Raw genomic sequence first — 20371 nt, 5'->3', positions numbered from 1 at the left:
GTCCCATGCCCCATGTCAGCGTCACCATCGCGGGCAAGAGCTACCGGATGGCCTGCGGTGCGGGCGAGGAGAGCCATCTCGAAGCCCTGGCCGGCGATCTCGACAAGCGGGTCGCCGACATGCGGGGAGCCTTCGGCGAGATCGGCGACATGCGCCTCCAGGTCATGGCGGCGCTGACGCTGGTCGACGAGTTGCAGGAGGCCCGCCGACGCATCGCCGAGATGGAGCGGGACGCCGCCCGCGAGGCCGGCGAGCAGGCCCGCCTCGCCGCGGGGGTGGGCGTCGCCGCCGAGCGCATCGACCGGCTGGCGCGAGCCTTGTCGGGGCATACGGGGGGGTAAGCCCGCCGACGTCAGCCCTCGACCACCGCCGCGAGCGCCGACTCGATCAACCCCGAGCGCGTCAGCCCGCGGGCCTCGGCGGCTTCGTCGGCCAGACGCAGCAACCCCTTGTCGATGGTGATGTTGACCCGCACGCGCTCGCTGGGGATCAGGCGCGGCGTGACGAGGTGGATATGGGCGCCGCGCGCGTCAGCCATGACCTCTGCGTCCTGTTCCAGCACCTGCCACGAGCGGGGGACCGGAATGGGATCGCCATCGGCCCGAAGGGCCGCGAGATGGCCGGACAGGGCCTCGCGGGCCTCCTCCGCGGCTTCCTCGAAGGTGTCACCGACCGAGATGCAGCCGGGCACGTCCGGGAAGGTGACGCCCCAGGTCGAACCGTCTTCCGGAGGGTGGAGAAACGCGATGTAGGCGGTCATGGTCTGCCGCGTCCCCTGTCACTTGGCATCAGCGCCTCACAGCCCTGCGGCCCTTCGGATGGACTGCACCGTCTTCGGGTGCATGTCCTTGCGCGGATGAGGAACCGTCACTTTTCCGGGTTTCATCGGATGCTTGAAGTGGCGGTGGCTGCCGGTCGTCGAGTGCCAGCGCCAGCCGGCCGCCTCCAACTCGCGGATGAGGTCCCTCGAATCCATCCGCGGCGCAGCTCGGCAAGAAAGCACTGCCGATCAAAATGTGTATGGGATGCGCACGCAGTCAAGCGCCCGTCCGCGCAGCGTCGTTACGCCCCGCCCGGCATCGGCCGCACGTTTCCCCCTAGCGCCGGAGCCGCGCCGGCTCTACATCTCGTGGGCGGGGCTGCCGGGTTCGTCAGGAGAACTTTCCCCGGGGCCTTATCGACTCCCCAGGGAGCTGTTCCTGGCCTCGTCCGTGGACTTGGCCAACACGGCGCCCACCTACTCCGTAGGTTTCCCGGGATCGACACTCCAACGGCTCAGGTGGCTCCGCACTCCTCCCCCCTCCGCGCCCACAAGGCGCAACTCCGCGCCGAGGTTCTGGCCCGGCGCGACGCTCTCTCGCCTCAGGCCCGCGCCGCCGGCGCGCAGGCCGCGGCCGAGACGATCCTCAAAGAGATTCCCGAACTCGCGCTGGCGCCGCTCGTCGGCGCCTTCTGGCCGATCCGCAGCGAGATCGATCCGCGCCCGCTGATCGAAGCCCTGTTCGCCCGTGGCCAGCGCGTGGCCCTGCCGAAGGTGACGAAGCAGGGCCTCGTGTTCCGCGAGTGGCGGGCCGGCGAGGAGTTGGTGAAGGGCGGCTTCGGCCTGTCCGAGCCCCGCGACGACCTGCCCCCGCTCGATCCGACCGCCCTGATCGTGCCCCTCGCCGCCTTCGACCGGGCCGGCCAGCGCATCGGCTACGGCGCGGGCTACTACGATCAGGCGATCGAGCGTCTGTCGAAGAACGGCCCGGTGCTGACCATCGGCATCGCCTTCTCGGTGCAGGAAATCCCGGAAGTCCCGGCCGAGCCGCACGACCGGCCCCTCGACCACATGGTCACCGAGCAGGGCCAAGTGCCTCTGCGACCAGCGCCGCTGCGGCAGACCTGAACGCATGCGCATCCTCTTCCTCGGCGACATCGTCGGACGCCCCGGCCGCCACGCGGTCTCGGAGCGCCTGCCCCGCTTACGCGAGCGCTGGCGGCTCGATTGCGTTGTCATCAACGGCGAGAACGCGGCGGGCGGCTTCGGCATCACCGAATCGATCTGCGACGAGATCCTGCAGGCCGGCGCCGACGCGGTGACGCTCGGCAACCATTCCTTCGACCAGCGCGAGGCGCTCGTCTTCATCGCCCGCCAGCCGCGGCTGATCCGGCCCGCGAACTACCCGCCGGGCACGCCGGGCCGGGGCGCCACGGTGATCGAGACGGCGCGCGGCGCCCGCGTCCTCGTCGTCAACGTGATGGGCCGCATCTATCTTGACCCGCTCGACGACCCCTTCGCGGCGGCCGACCGCGAGCTGGAGGCCTGCCCGCTGGGGGCGGCGGCGGACGCCGTGATCGTCGACATGCATGCCGAGGCGACAAGCGAGAAGCAGGCGATGGGCCACTTCCTCGACGGCCGTGCGAGCCTCGTCGTCGGCACCCACACCCATGCGCCGACCGCCGACCACCGCGTCCTGCCCCACGGCACCGCCTACCTCTCGGATGCCGGCATGTGCGGCGACTACGATTCGGTGCTCGGCATGCAGAAGGAGGAGCCGGTGCGCCGCTTCCTCCAGAAGACGCCCGGCTCGCGGCTCGAGACCGCCACCGGCCCCGGCACGCTGTGCGGCGTCGCGGTCGAGACCGACGACGCGACGGGGCTCGCCCGAAAGGTCTGGGCAGTGCGGCTCGGACCGCATCTGGAAGAGAGTTGGCCGCGAGAGTGGGATTAGGCGCGCGAAAACGCGGGTCCCGGTGGTGCGCCGACGCGCAAGCAAGCGGCGCCGCGGTCTCGGCTACTTGTCGCAGCCGATGCAGATGCCGGTGTCGATCTTGTCGTTCCGGCGCTCGGTGCGGCTCTCCCGCTCGATGGAGCGCGCCTCGCCGCGGTCGATCCGCTCGAGGCCGCCGCCGCCGGCCGGCGGCATCGTGCGGCCGACGGCCGAGGTGTTCGGCGCGGTGACGGTCGAGGTCGGGCCGCCGCCGGTCCCGGTCTGCGGGGCTTGCGCCGCGGCCGGGGTCGCGACGGCGACGGCGAAGGCGGTCGTGATCAGGATGCGCATGGTCATGGTGAAGCTCCCTCGTGGCTCAACGCCCGCATGAGGGACCGGTTTCACCCGATCGAGATCGACGGCCGGTCCCCGGTCAGTCCGGCCAGTGGATCCTGCCGTCGCGCAGGCCGAGTACGTGCCGGTCGGCGAGTCCGAAGGCGCCGGATTGGTCCTCGACCACGCCCGTGACGCTGACATGGCAGGCATCGTCCAATGCGCCGCCGTCGCACGAGCCGCGCGCCCGGCGCCATTCCGACCCGCCGACCTCCGCCAGTCGGACGAGCACGCGGCGCACCGGCGGCGCCTCTCCGCTGGCGTCCGCCTGCTTCGCGAGGCCGATGCAGGTCGCCTCGCTCTCGGTGGCGAAGACGAGATGGCAGTCGTCCAGGGTCACGCGCTCGCCGATCCGGGCATCGGCCGCGACCGAGAATTCGTTGGCCGCGATATGCGCCTCCATGGCCATCACCTCGGCCGGCGAGGGTAGGGTCGTGAGCAGGACCGGCAGCAGGGACAGGAGCCGCATCGTCGTCGAGGCCTCGGAGAGTTCGCTCTCCGGGGGAAGCAAGGCTCGTGCAAGGAGCGGCGGAGGCGTCCCGGCCGCTCGCATCTCACGGAAAGGCCGGCTTCCGACCGGGACTGCCACCCGCGCCGCCCTTCGTGACGTGTGTGTCCCGGGTCCAGGCCGGTCCGGGGCTGTCGAAAGCGAACACGATCACCGGCAGCAGGGCAGCCTCGGAACGAACGAGCCTCCAGCGAAGCATCGGGATTTCCTACGCGCGAGCCAACGCGCCGTTCGTGAACCGCATCGACGGCATTTCCGCCTGCGCAACCCACGCAGATGCGGGGCGACGGCGATCGGAAACCGACCGCATGCGTGGAGTGCATGGGCGGGATCATGTTCCCGCGATTGTTTTGTGCGACGCAGCGTGGGATTGAAGGACATGCGAGATCGCGATGGCGTCGCGGTCCCGCTGCCCTTCTTGGGCGTTTCCTCCCTAGACTTCGGGCCGCTCCATTCGGGGCGGCCTTTTTTCTTGCCTCGCGCCCGGCGCATCCGATCCGGCCGCCATCGCCAAAAATCCGAGGGATGCCCGCACGATCCGATTGACCGCCATAGGCCCGGACCCGTAGCTTGGCCGTGGACGGTTCCCGAGAGGGATCAAAAGGGAACGCGGTGAGGGTTTGGGCCCGACCCCGCGGCTGCCCCCGCAACTGTGAGCGGAGAGTCCCCCATCACCACGTCACTGGGCGCCTCGCCTGGGAAGACGATGAGGGGACGGCGACCCGCGAGCCAGGAGACCTGCCGTCCGTCGTGGTCACACGCGAAACGCGCTGGGCGGGGTGCCTCGGCGGGTGTCGGAGCGCGGGTGCCCCCTGAGCGGACCCGTGCCACGGCCTCGTTCGCGGTGACGTGCCACCGTCGCCGTTCGAGGCCCGAAACCCGATGTCCTTCTCTCGAAGCCGCCATGCGCGGCCGATCCTCGCCGTCCTGTCGGCCGCCCTCCCCTTTTCCGCCTCGGCGCAGATCCTCGCCCCCGCCGAGACCCGGCTCGACGAGATCGCGGTCGCCGGCGACCGCGCAGTGCCGGCCAACGCGCCCGCCGACGCGATCGGCGCGGAGGCCGCCGCCACCCTGCGCAAGCCGAGCCTGACCCAGGCCTCGCCAGTCGGCCTCAACCTGCGCACGCCCTCCCGCGGGGCGAGCCGGCTCGGCCTGACGCCGCTGGAGACGCCGGCCAGCCTCGACATCATCTCCGGCGAGACCATCCGGCTGCGCGGCCAATCCTCGGTGCTGGAGGCGGTCTCGCAGAACGGCACCGGCATCACCGCCTTCGGCTCGCCGGGCTTCGGCCTCGGCGCCTTCACGAGCCGGGGCTTTGCCGGGCAGAACTCGATCCAGACGCTGTTCGACGGCACCCGGCTCTATGTCGGCGCCAACACCCTCACCTTCCCGTTCGACACGTGGAACGTCGAGCGCATCGAGGTTCTTCGCGGACCGGCCTCGGTGCTCTACGGCGAGGGCGCCATCGGCGGCATCGTCAACGTCGTCTCGAAGAAGCCGCTGTTCACGCCTCTCAACGTCGCCCGCGTCGGCCTCGGCTCGGACGGACTGGTGCGCGCGGCGATCGACTCGACCGGTCCGATCGGTGAGTCCCTCGCCTACCGCCTCAACGTCAGCGGCAACCGCGCGGACGGCTGGATCGCGCCGAACGGCGAGTTCCGCAACCTCGCGGTCTCCGGAGCACTCACGCTGCAGGCCACCCCCGACCTCGCCTTCACCCTGAGCCACGACCTCGGCTATCAGGAGCCGGTGCGCTACTGGGGCACGCCGCTGGTGAACGGGCGCGTGCTGGATGCGGTGCGCTTCAACAACTACAACGTCCGCGACGCCAAGATCACCTGGGCCGACAACTGGACGCAGTTGCGCACCGAGTGGACGCCGTCCGCCGACGTGACGGTGCGCAACACCGCCTACCGCCTCCGGAGCCGGCGCCACTGGCTCGACGTGGAGCAGTACGCCTACGATCCCTCGACCGGCCGCGTGAACCGCTCGGACTATCTCGACATCACCCACAGCCAGGAACAGATCGGGAATCGCTTCGACGCGACGTTCCGCGGGTCGCTGTTCGGGCTGCCGAACCAGTTCACGGCCGGCTTCGACGTGAACCACATCTCGTTCCGGCACGCCAACAACTTCAGCGGAACCTTCCAGGAGACGCCGACGAGCGTTCCCCTCCTCGGCTACGATCCCGGGCTGTTCCCCGCCAACGGCCGCGCCGTCCCGGCCTACGCCACGACCACCAACCAGGCCTCCGTCTTCGCCGAGAACCGGCTGGAACTGACCGACCGGCTCTCGCTGCTCGCCGGCGTGCGCTTCGACGCACCGCGTCTTGCCCGCCTCAACCTGCTGAACGGCTCGTCCTTCGAGCGCTCGTACCGGGCGCTGGGCTACCGCTTCGGCCTCGTCTACGCGGTGTCGCCCGAGACGACGCTCTACGCGCAATACGCCACCGCCACCGATCCGGTGAACAGCCTGATCTCGCTGTCTGGATCGCTCGCCGGGTACGAGCTGTCCACCGGCCGGCAGGTCGAGATCGGCGCCAAGGGGCTCGCCTTCGGCGGCGCGGTCGAGTGGACGCTCGCCGGCTACCGTATCGTCAAGAACGACCTGATCACGGCGGTGCCGGGCGACACCACCCGCACGGCGCAGGTCGGCCAGCAATCCTCCCTCGGCGCCGAGGCCGCGCTCTCCTGGCTTCCCGCGCCGGGCTGGCGCATCGACGCCAACCTCGCCCTGCTGGACGCCCAGTACGACACCTTCAGTGAGACCGTCGACATCAACGGTGTTCCGACCGAGATCCCCTATAACGGGAACCAGCCGGTCAACGTGCCCGAACAGGTCGCCAACCTCTGGATCAACTGGGCCTTCGCCCGCGACTGGGAGGCGCGGGTCGGGGTGCAATATGTCGGCGCGGTGTTCAGCGATTTCGCCAATCGCGCGCCACGTCCCGACTACACGCTCGTCACCCTCGGACTCGACCATCAGGTCACGCCGGCCTCGCGCCTGTCGTTCCGGGTCTTCAACCTGCTCGATACGGTCTATGCGATCGATGGAAGCGTCGCGACCGGCGGTATGACGAGGGGCACGAGCACCAGCTGGTATCTCGGCCGTCCCCGCTCGTTCGAAGTCGCCTACACGGTCGCGTGGTGATCGCGGCGAAGCGGAAAGCTTGTCGTCGCCGGCCGGACGAGGCCAGTGAAACATCGAGGCCGATCACGCGCTAGAGAATTGTCCTGGATCTGGGATCCAGGACAATTCTCGAAGTTTTTGTGCCGGATCGGCTTTTCCCGAAAGCTGGCCTCCACCTTTCGAGCCGATGCTCTGATGCTTGCGCGTCGTCGGCCATCCTCCAATCGCTCGAAAAAAGCTTTCGGGGGACGGCGATGGCGACCATCGTGGAGGATGACCGGGCTCTGCTCTCCGGTTCCTCGTGGTGGGGCAGCGGCACGGTCGGCAAGTCGGCTTTCATCACGTATTCGTTCGAGAACGAATCCTACGAGCAGGTGGCCGGGCCGTCCCACTCCAACGCCTTCCGGGCGTCCTTCAAGCCCTTGACCGAGGCCGAGAAGTCGGCGGCCCGCGATGTCCTGAAGCAATGGGGCGACGCCAGCGGCATCCGCTTTTTCGAAGCCGATCCCGGCCGGGGCGACATCCGCTTGGCCACCTACGATCTCGGCAAGGATCCAACCGGCTCCACGGCGGCCGGCGACGCCTATTACCGGTCGGTCGAACTTGTGGATGTCCACAAATTCGTCGATCGCGGCGGGGTGGCCCGCGACGACGGCGTAGGTTTCCCCAGCCGCGTCGTCCCGAATCCAAACCATGTTAAAGCGCTGCCCCGCGCGCGGCGGCATGGTCTTCGCGCCGGGCCGACCTTGCCCCCCATTGCGGCCCGGCAGGTTCCGCCGGCCTGACTCCCGGCCGGCGGAGCCATTCTTTCGCGCAGGCCCGTTCGACATACGAAGCCCTGCCGTCCCGAGGGGAGCGGCAGGGCTTCGTGTTTCGGCGTCAGGCAGCGATCGGGGCCGCGACCGGCTCGGCGGCGCGCACCTCGGCATCGACGTGGCTCTCGAACCGCTTGAAGTTCTCGCGGAACATCGTGACGAGGCGCGTCGCCGTCTCGGCGAAGGCGGGCTTGTTGGTCCAGGTCTCGACCGGCGAGAGCACCTGCGTCTCGACGCCCGGCACCTCCACCGGGACCGCGAAGCCGAAATACGGATCGCGGCGGAACGCGACCTGCGACAGCGAGCCGTCGAGCGCGGCCGAGAGCAGGCGGCGCGTCACCCGGATCGGCATGCGGCGGCCGGTGCCGACCCCGCCGCCGGTCCAGCCGGTGTTGACGAGCCAGCAATCGACGCCGTGCTCGGCGATGAGATCACGCAGCAGGTTGCCGTAGACGCTCGGGTGGCGCGGCATGAACGGCGCGCCGAAGCAGGTCGAGAACGTCGCCTCCGGCGCGGTCAGCCCGCGCTCGGTCCCAGCCACCTTGGCGGTGTAGCCCGACAGGAAGTGGTACATCGCCTCGGCGCCGGTCAGCTTGGCGATCGGCGGCATCACGCCGAAGGCGTCGCAGGTCAGCATCACGATGTTTTTGGGGTGCCCGGCGCGCCCCGTGGCGCTCGCGTTGGCGATGAAGTCGAGCGGGTAGGCGCAGCGGGTGTTCTCGGTGAGCGCCGCGTCGTCGAAATCCGGCGCGCGGGTCGCGGGATCGATCACCACGTTCTCCATCACCGTGCCGAAGCGCTCGGTGGTGGCGTAGATCTCCGGCTCGGCGTTGCGCGAGAGGCGGATGGTCTTGGCGTAGCAGCCGCCCTCGAAGTTGAAGATGCCGTCCTTGCCCCAGCCGTGCTCGTCGTCGCCGATCAGTTGACGCGAGGAATCGTTCGAGAGGGTGGTCTTGCCGGTGCCGGACAGGCCGAAGAAGAGCGCGGAGTCGCCCGACTCATCCAGAGCCGCGTTGGCCGAGCAGTGCATCGGCATCACGCCCGCTCCGGGGAGCACGTAGTTCAGGTAGGTGAAGACCGACTTCTTCATCTCGCCGGCATAGGCCGAGCCGCCGATCAGCACGATTTTTTGGGCGAAATCGATGGCGATCACGGTCTTGGAGCGGCAGCCGTGGCGGGCCGGATCGGCCTGGAAGCTCGGCAGGTCGATGATGGTCAACTCAGGCACGTAAGCGGCGAGCGCGTCGCGCTCGGGCCGGATCAGTAGGTTGCGGATGAACAGCGAGTGCCACGCGAACTCGGTGTAGACGCGGGCGCGCACCCGGTGGGCCGGATCGGCGCCGCCGAAAAGATCCTGGGCGAACAGCTCCTTGCCGCGCGCATGCGCCCGGAAATCCTCCAGCAGCGTGGTGAACTGCGCGCGGGTGATCGAGCCGTTGTTGTCCCACCAGATCTCGTTCTCGGTGCCTTCGTCGCGGACCACGTACTTGTCCTTGGGCGAGCGGCCGGTGTGGCTGCCGGTGGTGGCGACCAGCGCGCCGCCGCGGGCGAGCTGCGCCTCACCGCGCTTCAGGGATTCCTCGTAGAGGCGCGGCGCCTCGAGGTTCCAGTGCACGGCCGCGAGGTCGGCAAGGCCGATCGCTTCCGGGCCGTGGGCCGCGTTGAAGTCGCCGATATGAGTCACGGTCTGTCTCCCTAGAGCGGCCCTGATCGCGGCCGTCGGCGCCGTCGTCGGCGCTGAAGTGTCGTTCGTTCGGGGCCGTCCGTGCGGTCGTTCAGGGCCGCCGCACGCCGGTTCGCCGGCCCGACGCTGCAATGGGCCGATCCCTGGCTTAGCCGTCAACTAAACTTTGGGATCAGACCAAATTTTTCTTGTGCCGTTCGCCAGCTATGGCTCCGCTTGCCTGTCGCTTCGATGAACGGGCAAAAGCCGCGGACAAGGCCTATGTGAGGGGCGGCGCCCGCCGCCTTCCCTCGGACACCGTCGAAGCCCTGCATGCCCCAAGCCGTCGCCGGCCCGGAGATCGAGCGCCTGATCCAGCTTCTCGGGCGCATGCCGGGCCTCGGTCCGCGCTCGGCCCGGCGGGCCGCGCTGCAGCTCATCAAGAAGCGCGAGACCCTGTTGGCGCCGCTCGCGGAGGCGATGCGGGTCGCCGCCGAGCGGATCGTGGTGTGCCGCTCCTGCGGCAACGTCGATACCCGCGATCCCTGCACCATCTGCGCCGACCACAGCCGCGACCCGACCATGCTGGTCGTGGTCGAGGACGTGTCCGACCTCTGGGCGCTGGAGCGCTCGGGCGCGGTCAAGGCGCGCTACCACGTGCTCGGCGGCGTGCTCTCGGCGCTGGACGGGGTGCGCCCCGAGCACCTGAACATCGCCCGCCTGGTGGAGCGGGCGGCCGAGCCGGGGGTGGGCGAGATCATCCTGGCGCTCAACGCCACCGTCGATGGCCAGACCACGGCGCACTACGTCACCGAATCGCTGAAACCCCTGGGGCTCACGATCACACGGCTCGCCCACGGCGTGCCGGTCGGCGGCGAGCTGGACTATCTCGACGAGGGCACGCTCACGGCGGCGATCCGCAGCCGGACCGCGTTTTAGGCGATCAGGCTGCACCGCGCCCTTAAGTCGTACCACCACCGTCATCCCGGGCGCGAAGCGAACCCGGAATCCGCGACTGGCCGCGACGCCGATCGACTGCCGCGCATCACGGGTGGATTGCACGCCTCCAGCGCGCCCCTCCGGGTCCGGGTTCCGCTGCGCGGCCCCGGAATGACGGCGGTGGATGTGAGACACCCCCACGATCATTTGACCGCCCCCGCGCCGCCGCCTATCTGCGGAAGACCACGCCGCTTTTCCCGCTCCCGACCCCGACCGAGACCATGACCGTCCGCCCCCTCGTCATCCTGCCAGACGCTCAGCTTCGCCTCGTCTCCGAGCCGGTCACCGAGATCACGGACGAGATTCGCGAGTTGGCCGCCGACATGGTCGAGACGATGTACGACGCCCCCGGCGTCGGGCTCGCGGCGGTGCAGATCGGCGTGATGAAGCGCGTCGTCACCATCGACGCCTCGAAGGACGAGAACGCGAAGCACCCGACCGTCTACCTCAACCCGGAGATCGTCTGGTCGTCCGAGGAGAAGCGGGTCTACGAGGAAGGTTGCCTGTCGATCCCCGACTTCTACGGCGAGGTCGAGCGGCCGGATCGCGTGCGCGTGCGCTACATGAACCTCGAGGGCGAGAGCGTGGAGCAGGAGGCCGACGGCCTGCTCGCCACCTGCCTCCAGCACGAGATCGACCATCTCAACGGCGTGCTGTTCATCGACCACCTGTCGAAGCTCAAGCGCGACCGGGTGCTGAAGAAGTTCGCCAAGGCCGCCAAGCGCGACGCCGCCTGAGAGCGATTCGATGCGCGTCGTCTTCATGGGCACGCCCGACTTCGCCGTGCCCACCCTCGCGCGCCTGCACGCCGACGGGCATACGATCGCCGCGGTCTACACCCGTGCGCCGGCCAAGGCCGGGCGCGGCATGAGCTTACGGCCCTCGCCGGTCCATGCCCGCGCCGAGGCGCTCGGCCTGCCGGTGCTGATGCCCGCGACGCTGAGGAGCGACGAGGCCGCCGAGACCTTTGCCGGGCACGGTGCGGACGTCGCGGTCGTCGTCGCCTACGGGATGCTGCTCCCGCAGAGAATCCTCGACCTGCCGCGCCATGGCTGCCTCAACCTGCACGGCTCGCTGCTGCCGCGCTGGCGCGGCGCCGCGCCGATCCAGCGGGCCGTGATGGCGGGCGACGCCGAGAGCGGCGTCGGCGTGATGCGGATGGAAGCCGGGCTCGACACCGGCCCGGTGGCGATGGAAGCGCGGGTGCCGATCGCCGAGGGCATGACCGCGGGCGAGTTGCACGACGCGCTGATGCCGGCGGGCGCCGACCTGATGGGCCGGGCACTGGCCCGGCTCGACGCCGAGGACTTGCGCTTCACGCCGCAGGCCGCGGAGGGCGTGGTCTACGCCAACAAGATCACCAACGCGGAAGCGCGCATCGACTGGTCGCGCCCGGCCGCCGAGGTGGCGCGCCACGTCAACGGGCTGTCGCCGTTTCCGGGCGCCTATTTCGAGGCCGATCTCGGCAAGGGTGGCGAGCGGGTGAAGGTTTTGCGCGCGCTGACCGCCGAGGGTTTTTCCGGAGTTCCGGGCACGCTGCTCGACGCCGCCTGCACTGTCGGCTGCGGGACGGGCGCGGTGCGCCTGCTCGAACTGCGCCGGGCCGGCAAGGGCGGGAGGGCGAGTGGCGAGGAGTTTTTGCGCGGGGCGCGGCTGGCGCCCGGGGCGACGTTCGCGTGAAAACCGCGCGGCCCCTCCCTCCCCCCTCTGCGGGGGAGGGTAGCTCCCGAAGGGGGTCGGGAGAGGGGAGCCACGCTTCCGGAGAATTCGTTTTCGACCGCGGCCGAGCGGACCCGTCGCTCCCCTCTCCCGCCCGCTCCGCGGGCACCCTCCCCCACCCAAGTCAGGCCTGCCTGACTTGGGTCTCCGTCTGCGAATCTCGGGCAAGCCCGAGATTCGTGGGGGGGAGGGTTTTGGCGGCGGCGGCGCCCTGACATGCCCCGCTACAAGCTCGTCATCGAGTACGACGGTGCGCCGTTCTGCGGCTGGCAGCGGCAGGCCGACCACCCGACCGTGCAAGCCGCCATCGAGACCGCCGTGCAGCGCTTCTCCGGCGAGGTGGCCCGCCTCACCTGCGCCGGGCGCACCGATGCCGGGGTCCACGCGATCCATCAGGTCGCGCATCTCGACCTCGCCAAGGACTGGCGCACCGACACCGTGCGCGACGCGCTCAACGCGCATCTGCGTCCGCAGCCGGTCGCGGTCATCTCGGCCGAGGTGGTGCCGGAGACATTTGACGCGCGCCACTCGGCGATCCAGCGGCACTACCGCTACCGCATCCTCAACCGCCGCAGCCCGGCGGCGCTGACGCGCGCCCATGTCTGGCACGTGCCCTGGCCGCTCGATGCCGGACTGATGCACGCCGCCGCGCAACGCCTGCTCGGCCAACACGATTTCTCGGCCTTCCGCGCCGCCGAGTGCCAAGCCAACAGCCCCGTGCGGACCCTGGAGCAGCTCGACGTCACCCGCGAGCGGATGGGCCTGTTCGAGGAAATCGTGATCGCGACCTCGGCCCGCTCGTTCCTGCACCATCAGGTGCGCGCCATGGCCGGCACGCTGATGCTCGCCGGCTGCAAGCGCCTCTCCGCCGACGATGTGGCGGAGATTCTGGCGTCCAAGGCCAAGCATCGCTGCGGCCCGCTGGCGCCGGCCTGCGGGCTGACCTTCGTCGGCGTCGACTACGCCGGGAAGTAGGCGTCGAGCACGCGGCCGTAGATCGCGGTGAGCCGGTCGAGGTCTTCGACCGCCACACGCTCATCGACCTCGTGCATGGTCTGCCCGACGAGGCCGAACTCGATCACCGGGCAGGCATCCTTGATGAAGCGCGCATCCGAGGTGCCCCCCGTCGTCGAGAGCGCCGGGCGATGGCCGGTCTCGGCCTGAATCGCGTCGGCCACGAGATCGACGAAGGCATCGGGCCGGGTGAGGAACGCGGGTGAATTCGAGGGCTGGAGATCGAGGCTGAAGCGGATCGCGTTGCCCGCGGCCTCCTCCAGGCGGCGGCGGATCTCGGCGCCCAGCGTTGCGGCGGTCCAGTCGTCGTTGAAGCGCACGTTGAACACGGCCCGGGCGGTTGCCGGGATCACGTTGGTGGCCGGGTTGCCGACATCGATCGTCGTGAATTCGAGGTTCGAGGCGTCGAAATGCGCGGTGCCGCCATCGAGCGGCGCGGCGATGAGCGTCGAGGCGAGCCGCAGCAGGCCGGGAATCGGGTTGTCGGCCCGGTGCGGGTAGGCGACGTGGCCCTGGCGCCCGTGGACCGTGATGCGCCCGGTCAGCGAGCCGCGCCGGCCGATCTTGATCATGTCGCCTAGGCGCTCCGGGTTGGTCGGCTCGCCGAGCAGGCAATGGTCGAAGCGCTCGCCGCGCTCGCGCGCCCAATCCAGCAGCTTCACGGTGCCGTTGAGCGCTGGGCCCTCCTCGTCGCCGGTGATCAGGAAGGCGATGGAGCCGCCGAAGCCGGGGCCGCGCGCTTCAAGGAAGCGAAGGGTGGCGGCCAGCATGCAGGCGATGCCGCCCTTCATGTCCACGGCGCCGCGTCCGTAGAGCATCCCGTCCGCGACCTCGCCGGAGAACGGGCCGTGGCTCCAGGCGTCGGCCTCGCCCGGCGGCACCACGTCGGTATGGCCGGCGAAGAGCAGAACGGGGCCGCCGGTGCCGATCCGGGCGTAGAGGTTTTGAATGTCCGGCGTGCCGGATTCGGAGAAGATCGGGCGCTCGACCGCGAAGCCGGCCTTCGCGATCACGTCCGCGAGGAGGGACAGGGCACCGCCCTCCTCCGGGGTGACCGAGGGGCAGCGGATCAGGGACTGGGCGAGGGCGAGGGGGGAGGTTTCGGGCAAGGCGACACCGTGAACGCGGGGACGGACGACGCGTCCTCCCACCCACTCCCCTCATCCTGAGGTGCTGAGCGTTAGCTCAGCCTCGAAGGACGGCTCCAGCGAAGCGCGCGATACACGGGAGCCCTCCTTCGAGGCCCGCTATCGCGGGCACCTCAGGATGAGGGGGATGGATAGGATCAGCCGTCGCATCGTGGGGCAGCGGTACCACGCCCCTGCGCCTGCCCAAACCACCGCTTCCGCCGCGCGCGCCTCACGCTTACATGGCCGGCATGGCTCTCTCGTCGGACGAACTCGAACGCTATGCCCGCCACATCGTGCTGCGGGAGGTCGGCGGGCCGGGGCAGGCGCGGCTGAAGGCGGCGCGCGTGCTCGTGATCGGCGCGGGCGGGCTCGGCGCGCCGCTGATCCAGTACCTCGCCGCCGCCGGCATCGGCACCATCGGCATCGTCGACGACGACGCGGTGTCGCTGTCGAACCTGCAGCGGCAGGTCATCCACGGCACGGCCGACGTCGGCCGCCCCAAGGTCGAGAGCGCGGCGGACGCGGTCGCCCGGCTCAACCCGCATGTGTGCGTAGTGGCCCATGCCTGCCGCATCACGCCCGACAACGCCGCCGGGCTGATGGCGAAGTACGATCTCGTCGCCGACGGCTCGGACAATTTTGCCACGCGCTACGCCGTCTCGGATGCCTGCTTCATTGCCAAGAAACCGCTGGTGACGGCGGCGCTCGGCGCCTTCGACGGCTCGCTCACCACGATCCGCGCGCACGAGACCGGCGCCGACGGCACGCCGAACCCGACCTATCGCTGCCTGTTCCCGAACCCGCCGCCGCCCGGCACGGTGGCGCCCTGCGCCGAGGCCGGGGTACTGGGGGCGCTGGCCGGCGTGATGGGCTCGCTGATGGCGATGGAGGTGATCCGCGCGGTGGCCGGGTTCGGCGAGCCGCTGGTCGGGCGCCTGCTGATGGTGGACGCCCGCTCGATGCGGTTCGAGACCCTGGGCTACGCCTGGGACCCGGACAACCCGCTGAATGGCCTCACGACAGCCCCGGCAGCTTCAGGCCTGGGCCATTCTCCGGCTCCGCTGCGTTGAGGCAGCACTTCTTGAATTTCTTGCCCGAGCCGCACGGGCAGGGATCGTTGCGGCCGACATCCTTGTACGGGTTCACCACCGGCTGGCCGTAGGATTCCTCGGTCCAGGCGAGCGCCGCGACCGGATCGTCGAGGGTGCCGTAGCCGTCGCCGAACTCGGACAGATCCGGCGGCTCGGCGCTGGCCTGGCGCAGCGCCTTGCGGAACCACGCGGCGTCGCTGAACTCGTCGGTGAGGCGCCCGTCGCGCCGCGCCGCCTCGGCCTTGGGCGCGAGATCGGTCAGCCCGAGATAGGCGATCGCCTCCTCCCAGCCGACCCAGGCCATGTCGCCCTCGACCGCCGCTTGCGCGGACTGGAAGCGCAGCAGCAGGGTGCGGGCATCGTCGAGCGATAGCCGCCCCTGGCGAGTCAGGAAGGCCAGCGCCTTGAAGCCCTCGTAGCGCACGAAGCCGTCGGCGGCGCTGTCGAGGATCAAGGCGTGGAGCGGGGCCACGTCGCCGTCGAACACGCTCGCCAGAATCGGCGCCGTGGTGATGGTGGCGGCATCCCCCAGGATCGAATCGACGGTGTCGCCGTCGTGGCGCAGCAGGCGCATCAGCGGCCCGTAGACCCGCGTGTCGCGGGCCGCCGCCAACGCGTGCAGGCCCCAGAACAGCAGGTTGGCCTCGTTGTCGCCCACCGTATCGGGCGCGTCCGCCGCTTTGGCCAGAACCCGCAGCACGGGCTCGGCCACCGCCTCCGGCTCGGCGATCGCCTGACGCAGGGCCTGCTTCGGCATGGTCTCGGCGACCGAGAACTGCTCGACCAGATCGGCGTCCATGGCGGTCCTCCTTCAATCCGCGTCAGGCGCGCAGCGTCGCGCCGGTCTTCTTGGCTACCTCGGCGACGATCTTGGCGCTCACCGCCTCGATCTCCGCATCGGTCAGCGTGCGCTCGCTCGGCTGGAGCCGGACCGCGACGGCGACCGATTTCGAGCCCTCCGGGATGCCGACGCCCTCGTAGAGGTCGAATACGTCGATGCCGGCGATCAGCTTGCGCTCGGCGCCCTGGGCCGCCTTGAGGATGTCGGCGGCGGCGACGTCGCGCGCTACCACGAAGGCGAAGTCGCGGGAGATCGCCTGGAGGCCCGACAGCGTCAGCGCGGGCTTGGCCTTGGTCGGGCGGTGGCGCGGCAGCGGCAGGGCGTCGAGGACGATCTCGAAGGCGACCTGGGTGCCCTTGAGGTCCATCGCCTTGATCAGCCGCGGATGCAGCTCGCCGAAATGGCCGACGACGGTCTTCGGCCCGAACTGAAGCGTGCCCGAGCGGCCGGGGTGCAGCCACGAGGGACCGCCCGCCACCACCTGAAGCCCGCCGGTCGGCACGCCCAGCGCGGTCAGCAGCGCCAGCGCGTCGGCCTTGGCCTCGAAGGCATCGACGGGCGCCGCCGCGCCGGCCCAGTGGCGCCCGGCGCCCGCGTGGCGCGCGGTGCCGCGGCGGATGCCGGCGGCGCGCACCGACTGGCCCTCGGGCTCGTCGCTGGCGAAGCACTGGCCGACCTCGAACAGGGCGACGTCGGCAAATCCCCGGTCGGCGTTGCGCTGGGCGGCGCGCAGCAGGCCCGGCACGAGGCTCGGGCGCATGTCGGAGAGGTCGGCGGCGATCGGGTTGGCGAGCGCCAGATCGGCCCCGCCGCCGCCGAACAGGCGCGCATCCTCGGCGGCGATGAACGAGTAGGTCACCGCCTCCATCAGCCCGCGGCTCGCCAAGGCGCGCCGGGCGAGGCGGGTGCGCCGCTGCAGCACGGTGAGCATCGGCTCGTGCGCCACGGTCTCGACGCGGTGCAAGGGCTTGGGCTCGATGCGGTCGAGGCCGGCGATGCGGACGATCTCCTCGACGAGGTCGGCCTTGCCCTCGACATCGGCTCGCCAGGACGGCGGCAGCACCTTCACGCGGTCGCCGGAGCCGGCGACGTGGAAGCCCAGCGCCTCCAGCGTCACCTTCATCTCGGCCCGCGACAGCTCGATGCCGGCCAGCCGCCGCACCTCGGTCCAGGGGAAGTCGATGACGTGGGAGAGTTCGGGCACCTCGCCGGCGATGGTGGCCTGAGACGGCGAACCGCCGCACAGGTCGAGCACGAGGCGGGTCGCGAGATCGAGCCCCGGCAGGGCGAAGGCCGGATCGACGCCGCGCTCGAAGCGGTAGCGGGCGTCGGTGACGATGCCGAGCCGCCGCCCGGTGCGGGCGATGTTACGCGGGTCCCACAGGGCGGATTCGATGAGCACGTCGGTGGTGCCCTCGTCGCAGCCGGACGCCTGCCCGCCCATGATGCCGGCGATCGATTCGACGCCGTTGGCGTCGGCGATGACGATGGTGTCGTCGTCCAGCCGGTAGGTCTTGCCGTCGAGCGCGACCACGCTCTCACCGTCCTCGGCGCGGCGCACCACGAGGCCGCCCGCGACCTTGGCGGCATCGAACACGTGCAGCGGCCGGCCGCGGTCGAAGGTGAGGTAGTTGGTGATGTCGACGAGCGCGTTGATCGGGCGCAGGCCGATGGCGCGCAGCCGCTTCTGCATCCATTCCGGCGACGGGCCGTTCCTGACGCCGCGCACGAGTCGGAGCGCGAAGAGCGGGCAGAGACCCTTGTCGTGCGCGTCGAACTTCAGCGTCACCTCGGTCGGGCAGGCGCCCTCGCCGCGCACCGGCGGCAGCGGCTCGCGCTTGAGCGTGCCGATGCCGGTGGCGGCGAGATCGCGGGCGATGCCGTGGATCGAGGCGCAGTCGGCCCGGTTCGGCGTCAGGTTGATCTCGATCACCGGATCGTCGAGCTCGGCCCAGACCACGTAGGGCGTGCCGACCGGCGCGTCCTGCGGCAGGTCGAGGATGCCGTCGTGGTCTTCGCTGAGGCCGAGTTCGGCGCCTGAGCACAGCATGCCGCGGCTCTCGACGCCGCGGATGGTGCCGACCGACAGGGTCATGTCCTTGCCCGGCACGTAGGTGCCGGGGGGCGCGAACACCGACAGCATGCCGGCGCGCGCGTTCGGCGCCCCGCACACGACCTGCAACGGCTGCCCGTCACCCGCATCGACCTGACAGACGCGCAGGCGGTCGGCGTTCGGGTGCTGCTCGGCCGAGACGACCCGCGCGATCACGTAGGGCTTGAGCGCGGCGGCCTTGTCCTCGATGCCTTCAACCTCCAGGCCGATGCGCGTCAGCGTCTCGCTGATCGCGTCGAGCGAGGCCTCGGTGTCGAGGTGGTCCTTGAGCCAGGAGAGGGTGAATTTCATCGCTTCGCTTCGTTTCAGGCGGCGCGCGGGCGGGCCAGCAGGAGAATGGCGAGGTCCAGTCGGGCTTTCGCGTCGAGCCCCTCGATCAGGGTGATCGCGTCCCGCGCTTCGTCGATGAGGGCAAGCGCCTCCGTCCGGCTGAAGAGGGCGGAGGGCGGCGCATAGTCGGCAGCGTGGCGCTTTTCCTGAAGGTTCTGGAACAAGGCGCCGATCGTCTCGATAGCCGGATCGATCAGCCTCGCTTCCTGGCTCCTGAGTTTCTTCGACACGAGGCCGTGGTCCAGCGAACGGTAGATCGGCGGCAGGCTGCCCTTCTTGCTCCAACCGACGAGTTCGTCGGCGCAGAGCGTGCAGAGGGCGTGGAACAGCGCGTAGTACGCACTGCTCACACCTCGGCGCATGGAGGCCTGCCGGACGCCCATCGAACCGCTCGCGTGCGCGAGCTGTTCGGAGACGGCCATCAGACCATCGATCATCGGTCCTGGCAGCTTGCGCGGCATCACTCGGCCGCCACAGGGTCTTCGGCGTAAGGCGGCGGATCGTCGGGATAGTCGTAGGTCAGATAGGGAAAGCGATGCTCTCCTTGTTCCTCGAGAGCACGACGAAGGGAGACCAGCGCGTCCGCCGTGACACGCCCGCGGGTCACGCCGGCACCCGGATGGAAGCGAACGGTCACGAAGAGGGCGTCCTCGTCGGCGTGGTTCGGCTTCGCTTCCACCGACGCACTCTCGAAACCCGCATCACGCATCGTCCGAGCGAGCACGTCTTCGACCAGGGAATGGATCTCCCTATCCGTCATCGCTTCCCTCCCGTCTCAGCTCACCCCGTCAGCCCGCCGACCAGGCTCGGCACGTCGATCGGCCGGAAGCCGTAATGGTCGAGCCAGCGCACGTCCGCCTCGAAGAACGGGCGCAGGTCCGGCATGCCGTATTTGAGCATGGCGAGACGATCGATGCCCATGCCGAAGGCGAAGCCCTGGACCTGATCCGGGTCGAGGCCGCCGTTGCGCAGCACGTTGGGGTGGACCATGCCGCAGCCCAGCACCTCCAGCCAGTCGGTGCCCTCGCCGAAGCGCAGCTCGCCGCCCTTGCGCGAGCACTGGATATCGACCTCGGCGGACGGTTCGGTGAAGGGGAAGAACGAGGGGCGGAAGCGCATCGTCACGCTGTCGACCTCGAAGAAGGCGCGGCAGAACGATTCGAGCACCCATTTCAGGTTGGCGATGTTGGCCGAGCGGTCGATGACGAGGCCCTCGACCTGATGGAACATCGGCGTGTGGGTCTGGTCGGAATCGTGCCGGTAGGTGCGACCGGGCATGATCACGCGGATCGGCGGCTGCTTGGCCCGCATGGTCCGCACCTGCACCGGGGAGGTGTGGGTGCGCAGGAGCTTGCGCTTTCCGAGATGGTCGGGACGTAAGAAGAAGGTGTCGTGCATCTCGCGGGCCGGATGGCCCTCGGGGAAGTTGAGCGCGGTGAAGTTCAGCTCGTCCGTCTCGATGTCCGGCCCCTCCGCCACCGAGAAGCCGAGATCGGAAAAGATCGCGGTGATCTCCTCGATGACCTGACTGATCGGGTGGATGCGCCCGCGCGTTTCCGGCGCCTCGCGCAAGGGAAGCGTCACGTCGATGCGCTCGGCGGCGAGCCGCGCGTCGAGGGCGGCCTCGGCCAGGGTCTCGCGCTTGGCAGAAATCGCGCCCTGCACCCGGTCGCGCAGGCCGTTGATGAGCGGGCCGCGCTCCTTGCGCTCATCGGGCGTCATCGCGCCCAGGGTCTTGAGCAGTTCGGAGACGCTGCCCTTCTTGCCGAGCGCGGCGACGCGCAGGGCTTCGAGAGCGGCCTCGTCACCGGCCTGCTCGACCTGGCCGAGGAGGTCGCGTTCGAGAGCGTCGAGATCCATCACACCTCACTGTCCCTGAAGGCGGCCGCAATGCAGCCTTCTTGGGCCGCGGGCCGCTTGTTCCGCGTTGCCC

21 protein-coding genes, 1 other RNA gene and 1 riboswitch are annotated in these 20371 nt (G+C 70.1%); of the genes, 11 read left to right on the top strand and 11 right to left on the bottom strand.

Features of this window, described 5'->3' with window-relative positions; all coding sequences use genetic code 11:
- Nucleotides 1-5 precede the first annotated feature (5 nt).
- The gene (locus tag HNR00_RS07220) at nt 6-341 is read left to right on the top strand and encodes a cell division protein ZapA (RefSeq protein ID WP_183567094.1); all 336 of its coding nucleotides are present in this window, start codon (nt 6-8) and stop codon (nt 339-341) included.
- A gap of 11 nt (nt 342-352) precedes the next feature.
- On the opposite strand, the gene HNR00_RS07215 is transcribed toward HNR00_RS07220, so the two are convergent.
- Nucleotides 353-760: a type II toxin-antitoxin system HicB family antitoxin gene (locus HNR00_RS07215; protein WP_183567091.1), complete on the bottom strand. Its 408-nt coding sequence runs from the start codon at nt 758-760 to the stop codon at nt 353-355.
- Between the two features lie 36 nt (nt 761-796).
- Nucleotides 797-976 carry a type II toxin-antitoxin system HicA family toxin gene (locus HNR00_RS07210; protein WP_183567088.1) on the bottom strand — a complete coding sequence of 60 codons (180 nt, stop codon included), beginning with the start codon at nt 974-976 and terminating at the stop codon, nt 797-799.
- A 157-nt stretch (nt 977-1133) separates the two neighbouring features.
- Here HNR00_RS07210 and ssrS point away from each other — a divergent pair.
- From ssrS to HNR00_RS07195, 3 genes are all read left to right on the top strand, one after another.
- A non-coding RNA gene (ssrS, locus tag HNR00_RS07205) (6S RNA) lies at nt 1134-1290 on the top strand.
- Nucleotides 1280-1888, top strand: coding sequence for a 5-formyltetrahydrofolate cyclo-ligase (locus HNR00_RS07200; protein ID WP_183567085.1), 609 nt, complete (start codon nt 1280-1282; stop codon nt 1886-1888). The genes ssrS and HNR00_RS07200 overlap by 11 nt, the downstream gene beginning before the upstream one ends.
- Before the next feature lie 4 nt (nt 1889-1892).
- Nucleotides 1893-2714, top strand: coding sequence for a TIGR00282 family metallophosphoesterase (locus HNR00_RS07195; protein WP_183567082.1), 822 nt, complete (start codon nt 1893-1895; stop codon nt 2712-2714).
- A gap of 63 nt (nt 2715-2777) precedes the next feature.
- On the opposite strand, the gene HNR00_RS07190 is transcribed toward HNR00_RS07195, so the two are convergent.
- Nucleotides 2778-3050 carry a hypothetical protein gene (locus HNR00_RS07190; protein ID WP_183567079.1) on the bottom strand — a complete coding sequence of 91 codons (273 nt, stop codon included), beginning with the start codon at nt 3048-3050 and terminating at the stop codon, nt 2778-2780.
- A gap of 76 nt (nt 3051-3126) precedes the next feature.
- Nucleotides 3127-3555, bottom strand: coding sequence for a hypothetical protein (locus tag HNR00_RS07185; RefSeq protein WP_183567076.1), 429 nt, complete (start codon nt 3553-3555; stop codon nt 3127-3129).
- Between the two features lie 603 nt (nt 3556-4158).
- A riboswitch (cobalamin riboswitch) is annotated at nt 4159-4354 on the top strand.
- 122 nt (nt 4355-4476) lie between these two features.
- Between HNR00_RS07185 and HNR00_RS07180 the strand changes: the two genes are divergently transcribed.
- Both HNR00_RS07180 and HNR00_RS07175 read left to right on the top strand, forming a co-directional pair.
- Nucleotides 4477-6744, top strand: a complete 2268-nt coding sequence (locus HNR00_RS07180; protein ID WP_183567073.1) for a TonB-dependent receptor — start codon at nt 4477-4479, stop codon at nt 6742-6744.
- A 233-nt stretch (nt 6745-6977) separates the two neighbouring features.
- Complete coding sequence (locus HNR00_RS07175; protein ID WP_183567070.1) at nt 6978-7508, top strand: hypothetical protein; 531 nt, start codon at nt 6978-6980, stop codon at nt 7506-7508.
- A 94-nt stretch (nt 7509-7602) separates the two neighbouring features.
- Here HNR00_RS07175 and HNR00_RS07170 read toward each other — a convergent pair whose 3' ends face one another.
- Nucleotides 7603-9222: a phosphoenolpyruvate carboxykinase gene (locus HNR00_RS07170; RefSeq protein ID WP_183567067.1), complete on the bottom strand. Its 1620-nt coding sequence runs from the start codon at nt 9220-9222 to the stop codon at nt 7603-7605.
- A 312-nt stretch (nt 9223-9534) separates the two neighbouring features.
- Here HNR00_RS07170 and recR point away from each other — a divergent pair, with 312 nt between their 5' ends.
- The 4 genes from recR to truA all read left to right on the top strand — a co-directional run bounded on the left by recR (nt 9535) and on the right by truA (nt 12894).
- Entirely contained in the window at nt 9535-10140 is a 606-nt protein-coding gene (recR, locus tag HNR00_RS07165) for a recombination mediator RecR (RefSeq protein WP_183567064.1), read from the top strand.
- A 281-nt stretch (nt 10141-10421) separates the two neighbouring features.
- Complete coding sequence (locus tag HNR00_RS07160; protein ID WP_183567060.1) at nt 10422-10937, top strand: peptide deformylase; 516 nt, start codon at nt 10422-10424, stop codon at nt 10935-10937.
- Nucleotides 10938-10947: 10 nt separating this feature from the next.
- Entirely contained in the window at nt 10948-11880 is a 933-nt protein-coding gene (fmt, locus tag HNR00_RS07155; RefSeq protein ID WP_183567057.1) for a methionyl-tRNA formyltransferase, read from the top strand.
- Nucleotides 11881-12135: 255 nt separating this feature from the next.
- Nucleotides 12136-12894 (top strand): tRNA pseudouridine(38-40) synthase TruA, encoded by a 759-nt coding sequence (truA, locus tag HNR00_RS07150; protein WP_183567054.1) that lies wholly within the window; start codon nt 12136-12138, stop codon nt 12892-12894.
- Here truA and dapE read toward each other — a convergent pair.
- On the bottom strand, nt 12879-14042 hold the full coding sequence (gene dapE / locus HNR00_RS07145; protein ID WP_183567050.1) for a succinyl-diaminopimelate desuccinylase: 1164 nt from the start codon (nt 14040-14042) through the stop codon (nt 12879-12881). The two genes, truA and dapE, sit on opposite strands and share 16 nt — an antisense overlap.
- A 269-nt stretch (nt 14043-14311) precedes the next feature.
- Here dapE and HNR00_RS07140 point away from each other — a divergent pair, with 269 nt between their 5' ends.
- The gene (locus tag HNR00_RS07140) at nt 14312-15133 is read left to right on the top strand and encodes a HesA/MoeB/ThiF family protein (RefSeq protein ID WP_183567047.1); all 822 of its coding nucleotides are present in this window, start codon (nt 14312-14314) and stop codon (nt 15131-15133) included.
- Here HNR00_RS07140 and HNR00_RS07135 read toward each other — a convergent pair.
- Genes HNR00_RS07135 through pheS form a run of 5 tightly spaced genes read right to left on the bottom strand, consistent with a single transcriptional unit; the run spans nt 15078 to nt 20298 of the window.
- Entirely contained in the window at nt 15078-15953 is an 876-nt protein-coding gene (locus HNR00_RS07135) for a DUF1186 domain-containing protein (protein WP_183567044.1), read from the bottom strand. The genes HNR00_RS07140 and HNR00_RS07135 overlap by 56 nt on opposite strands.
- 22 nt (nt 15954-15975) lie before the next feature.
- Complete coding sequence (pheT, locus tag HNR00_RS07130) at nt 15976-18399, bottom strand: phenylalanine--tRNA ligase subunit beta (protein WP_183567041.1); 2424 nt, start codon at nt 18397-18399, stop codon at nt 15976-15978.
- Between the two features lie 14 nt (nt 18400-18413).
- Entirely contained in the window at nt 18414-18899 is a 486-nt protein-coding gene (locus HNR00_RS07125) for a HEPN domain-containing protein (RefSeq protein WP_183567038.1), read from the bottom strand.
- Nucleotides 18899-19198 (bottom strand): hypothetical protein, encoded by a 300-nt coding sequence (locus HNR00_RS07120; protein ID WP_183567035.1) that lies wholly within the window; start codon nt 19196-19198, stop codon nt 18899-18901. Before HNR00_RS07120 ends, HNR00_RS07125 begins: the two co-directional genes overlap by 1 nt.
- A gap of 20 nt (nt 19199-19218) precedes the next feature.
- Nucleotides 19219-20298, bottom strand: a complete 1080-nt coding sequence (pheS, locus tag HNR00_RS07115) for a phenylalanine--tRNA ligase subunit alpha (RefSeq protein WP_183567032.1) — start codon at nt 20296-20298, stop codon at nt 19219-19221.
- Between the last annotated feature and the right edge of the window lie 73 nt (nt 20299-20371).

It is taken from the genome of Methylorubrum rhodinum (assembly GCF_014199935.1).
In the GTDB taxonomy this organism is placed as follows: domain Bacteria; phylum Pseudomonadota; class Alphaproteobacteria; order Rhizobiales; family Beijerinckiaceae; genus Methylobacterium; species Methylobacterium rhodinum.
Note: the sequence above shows the minus strand (reverse complement) of the source record. Positions and strands in the feature narration are given on the sequence as shown.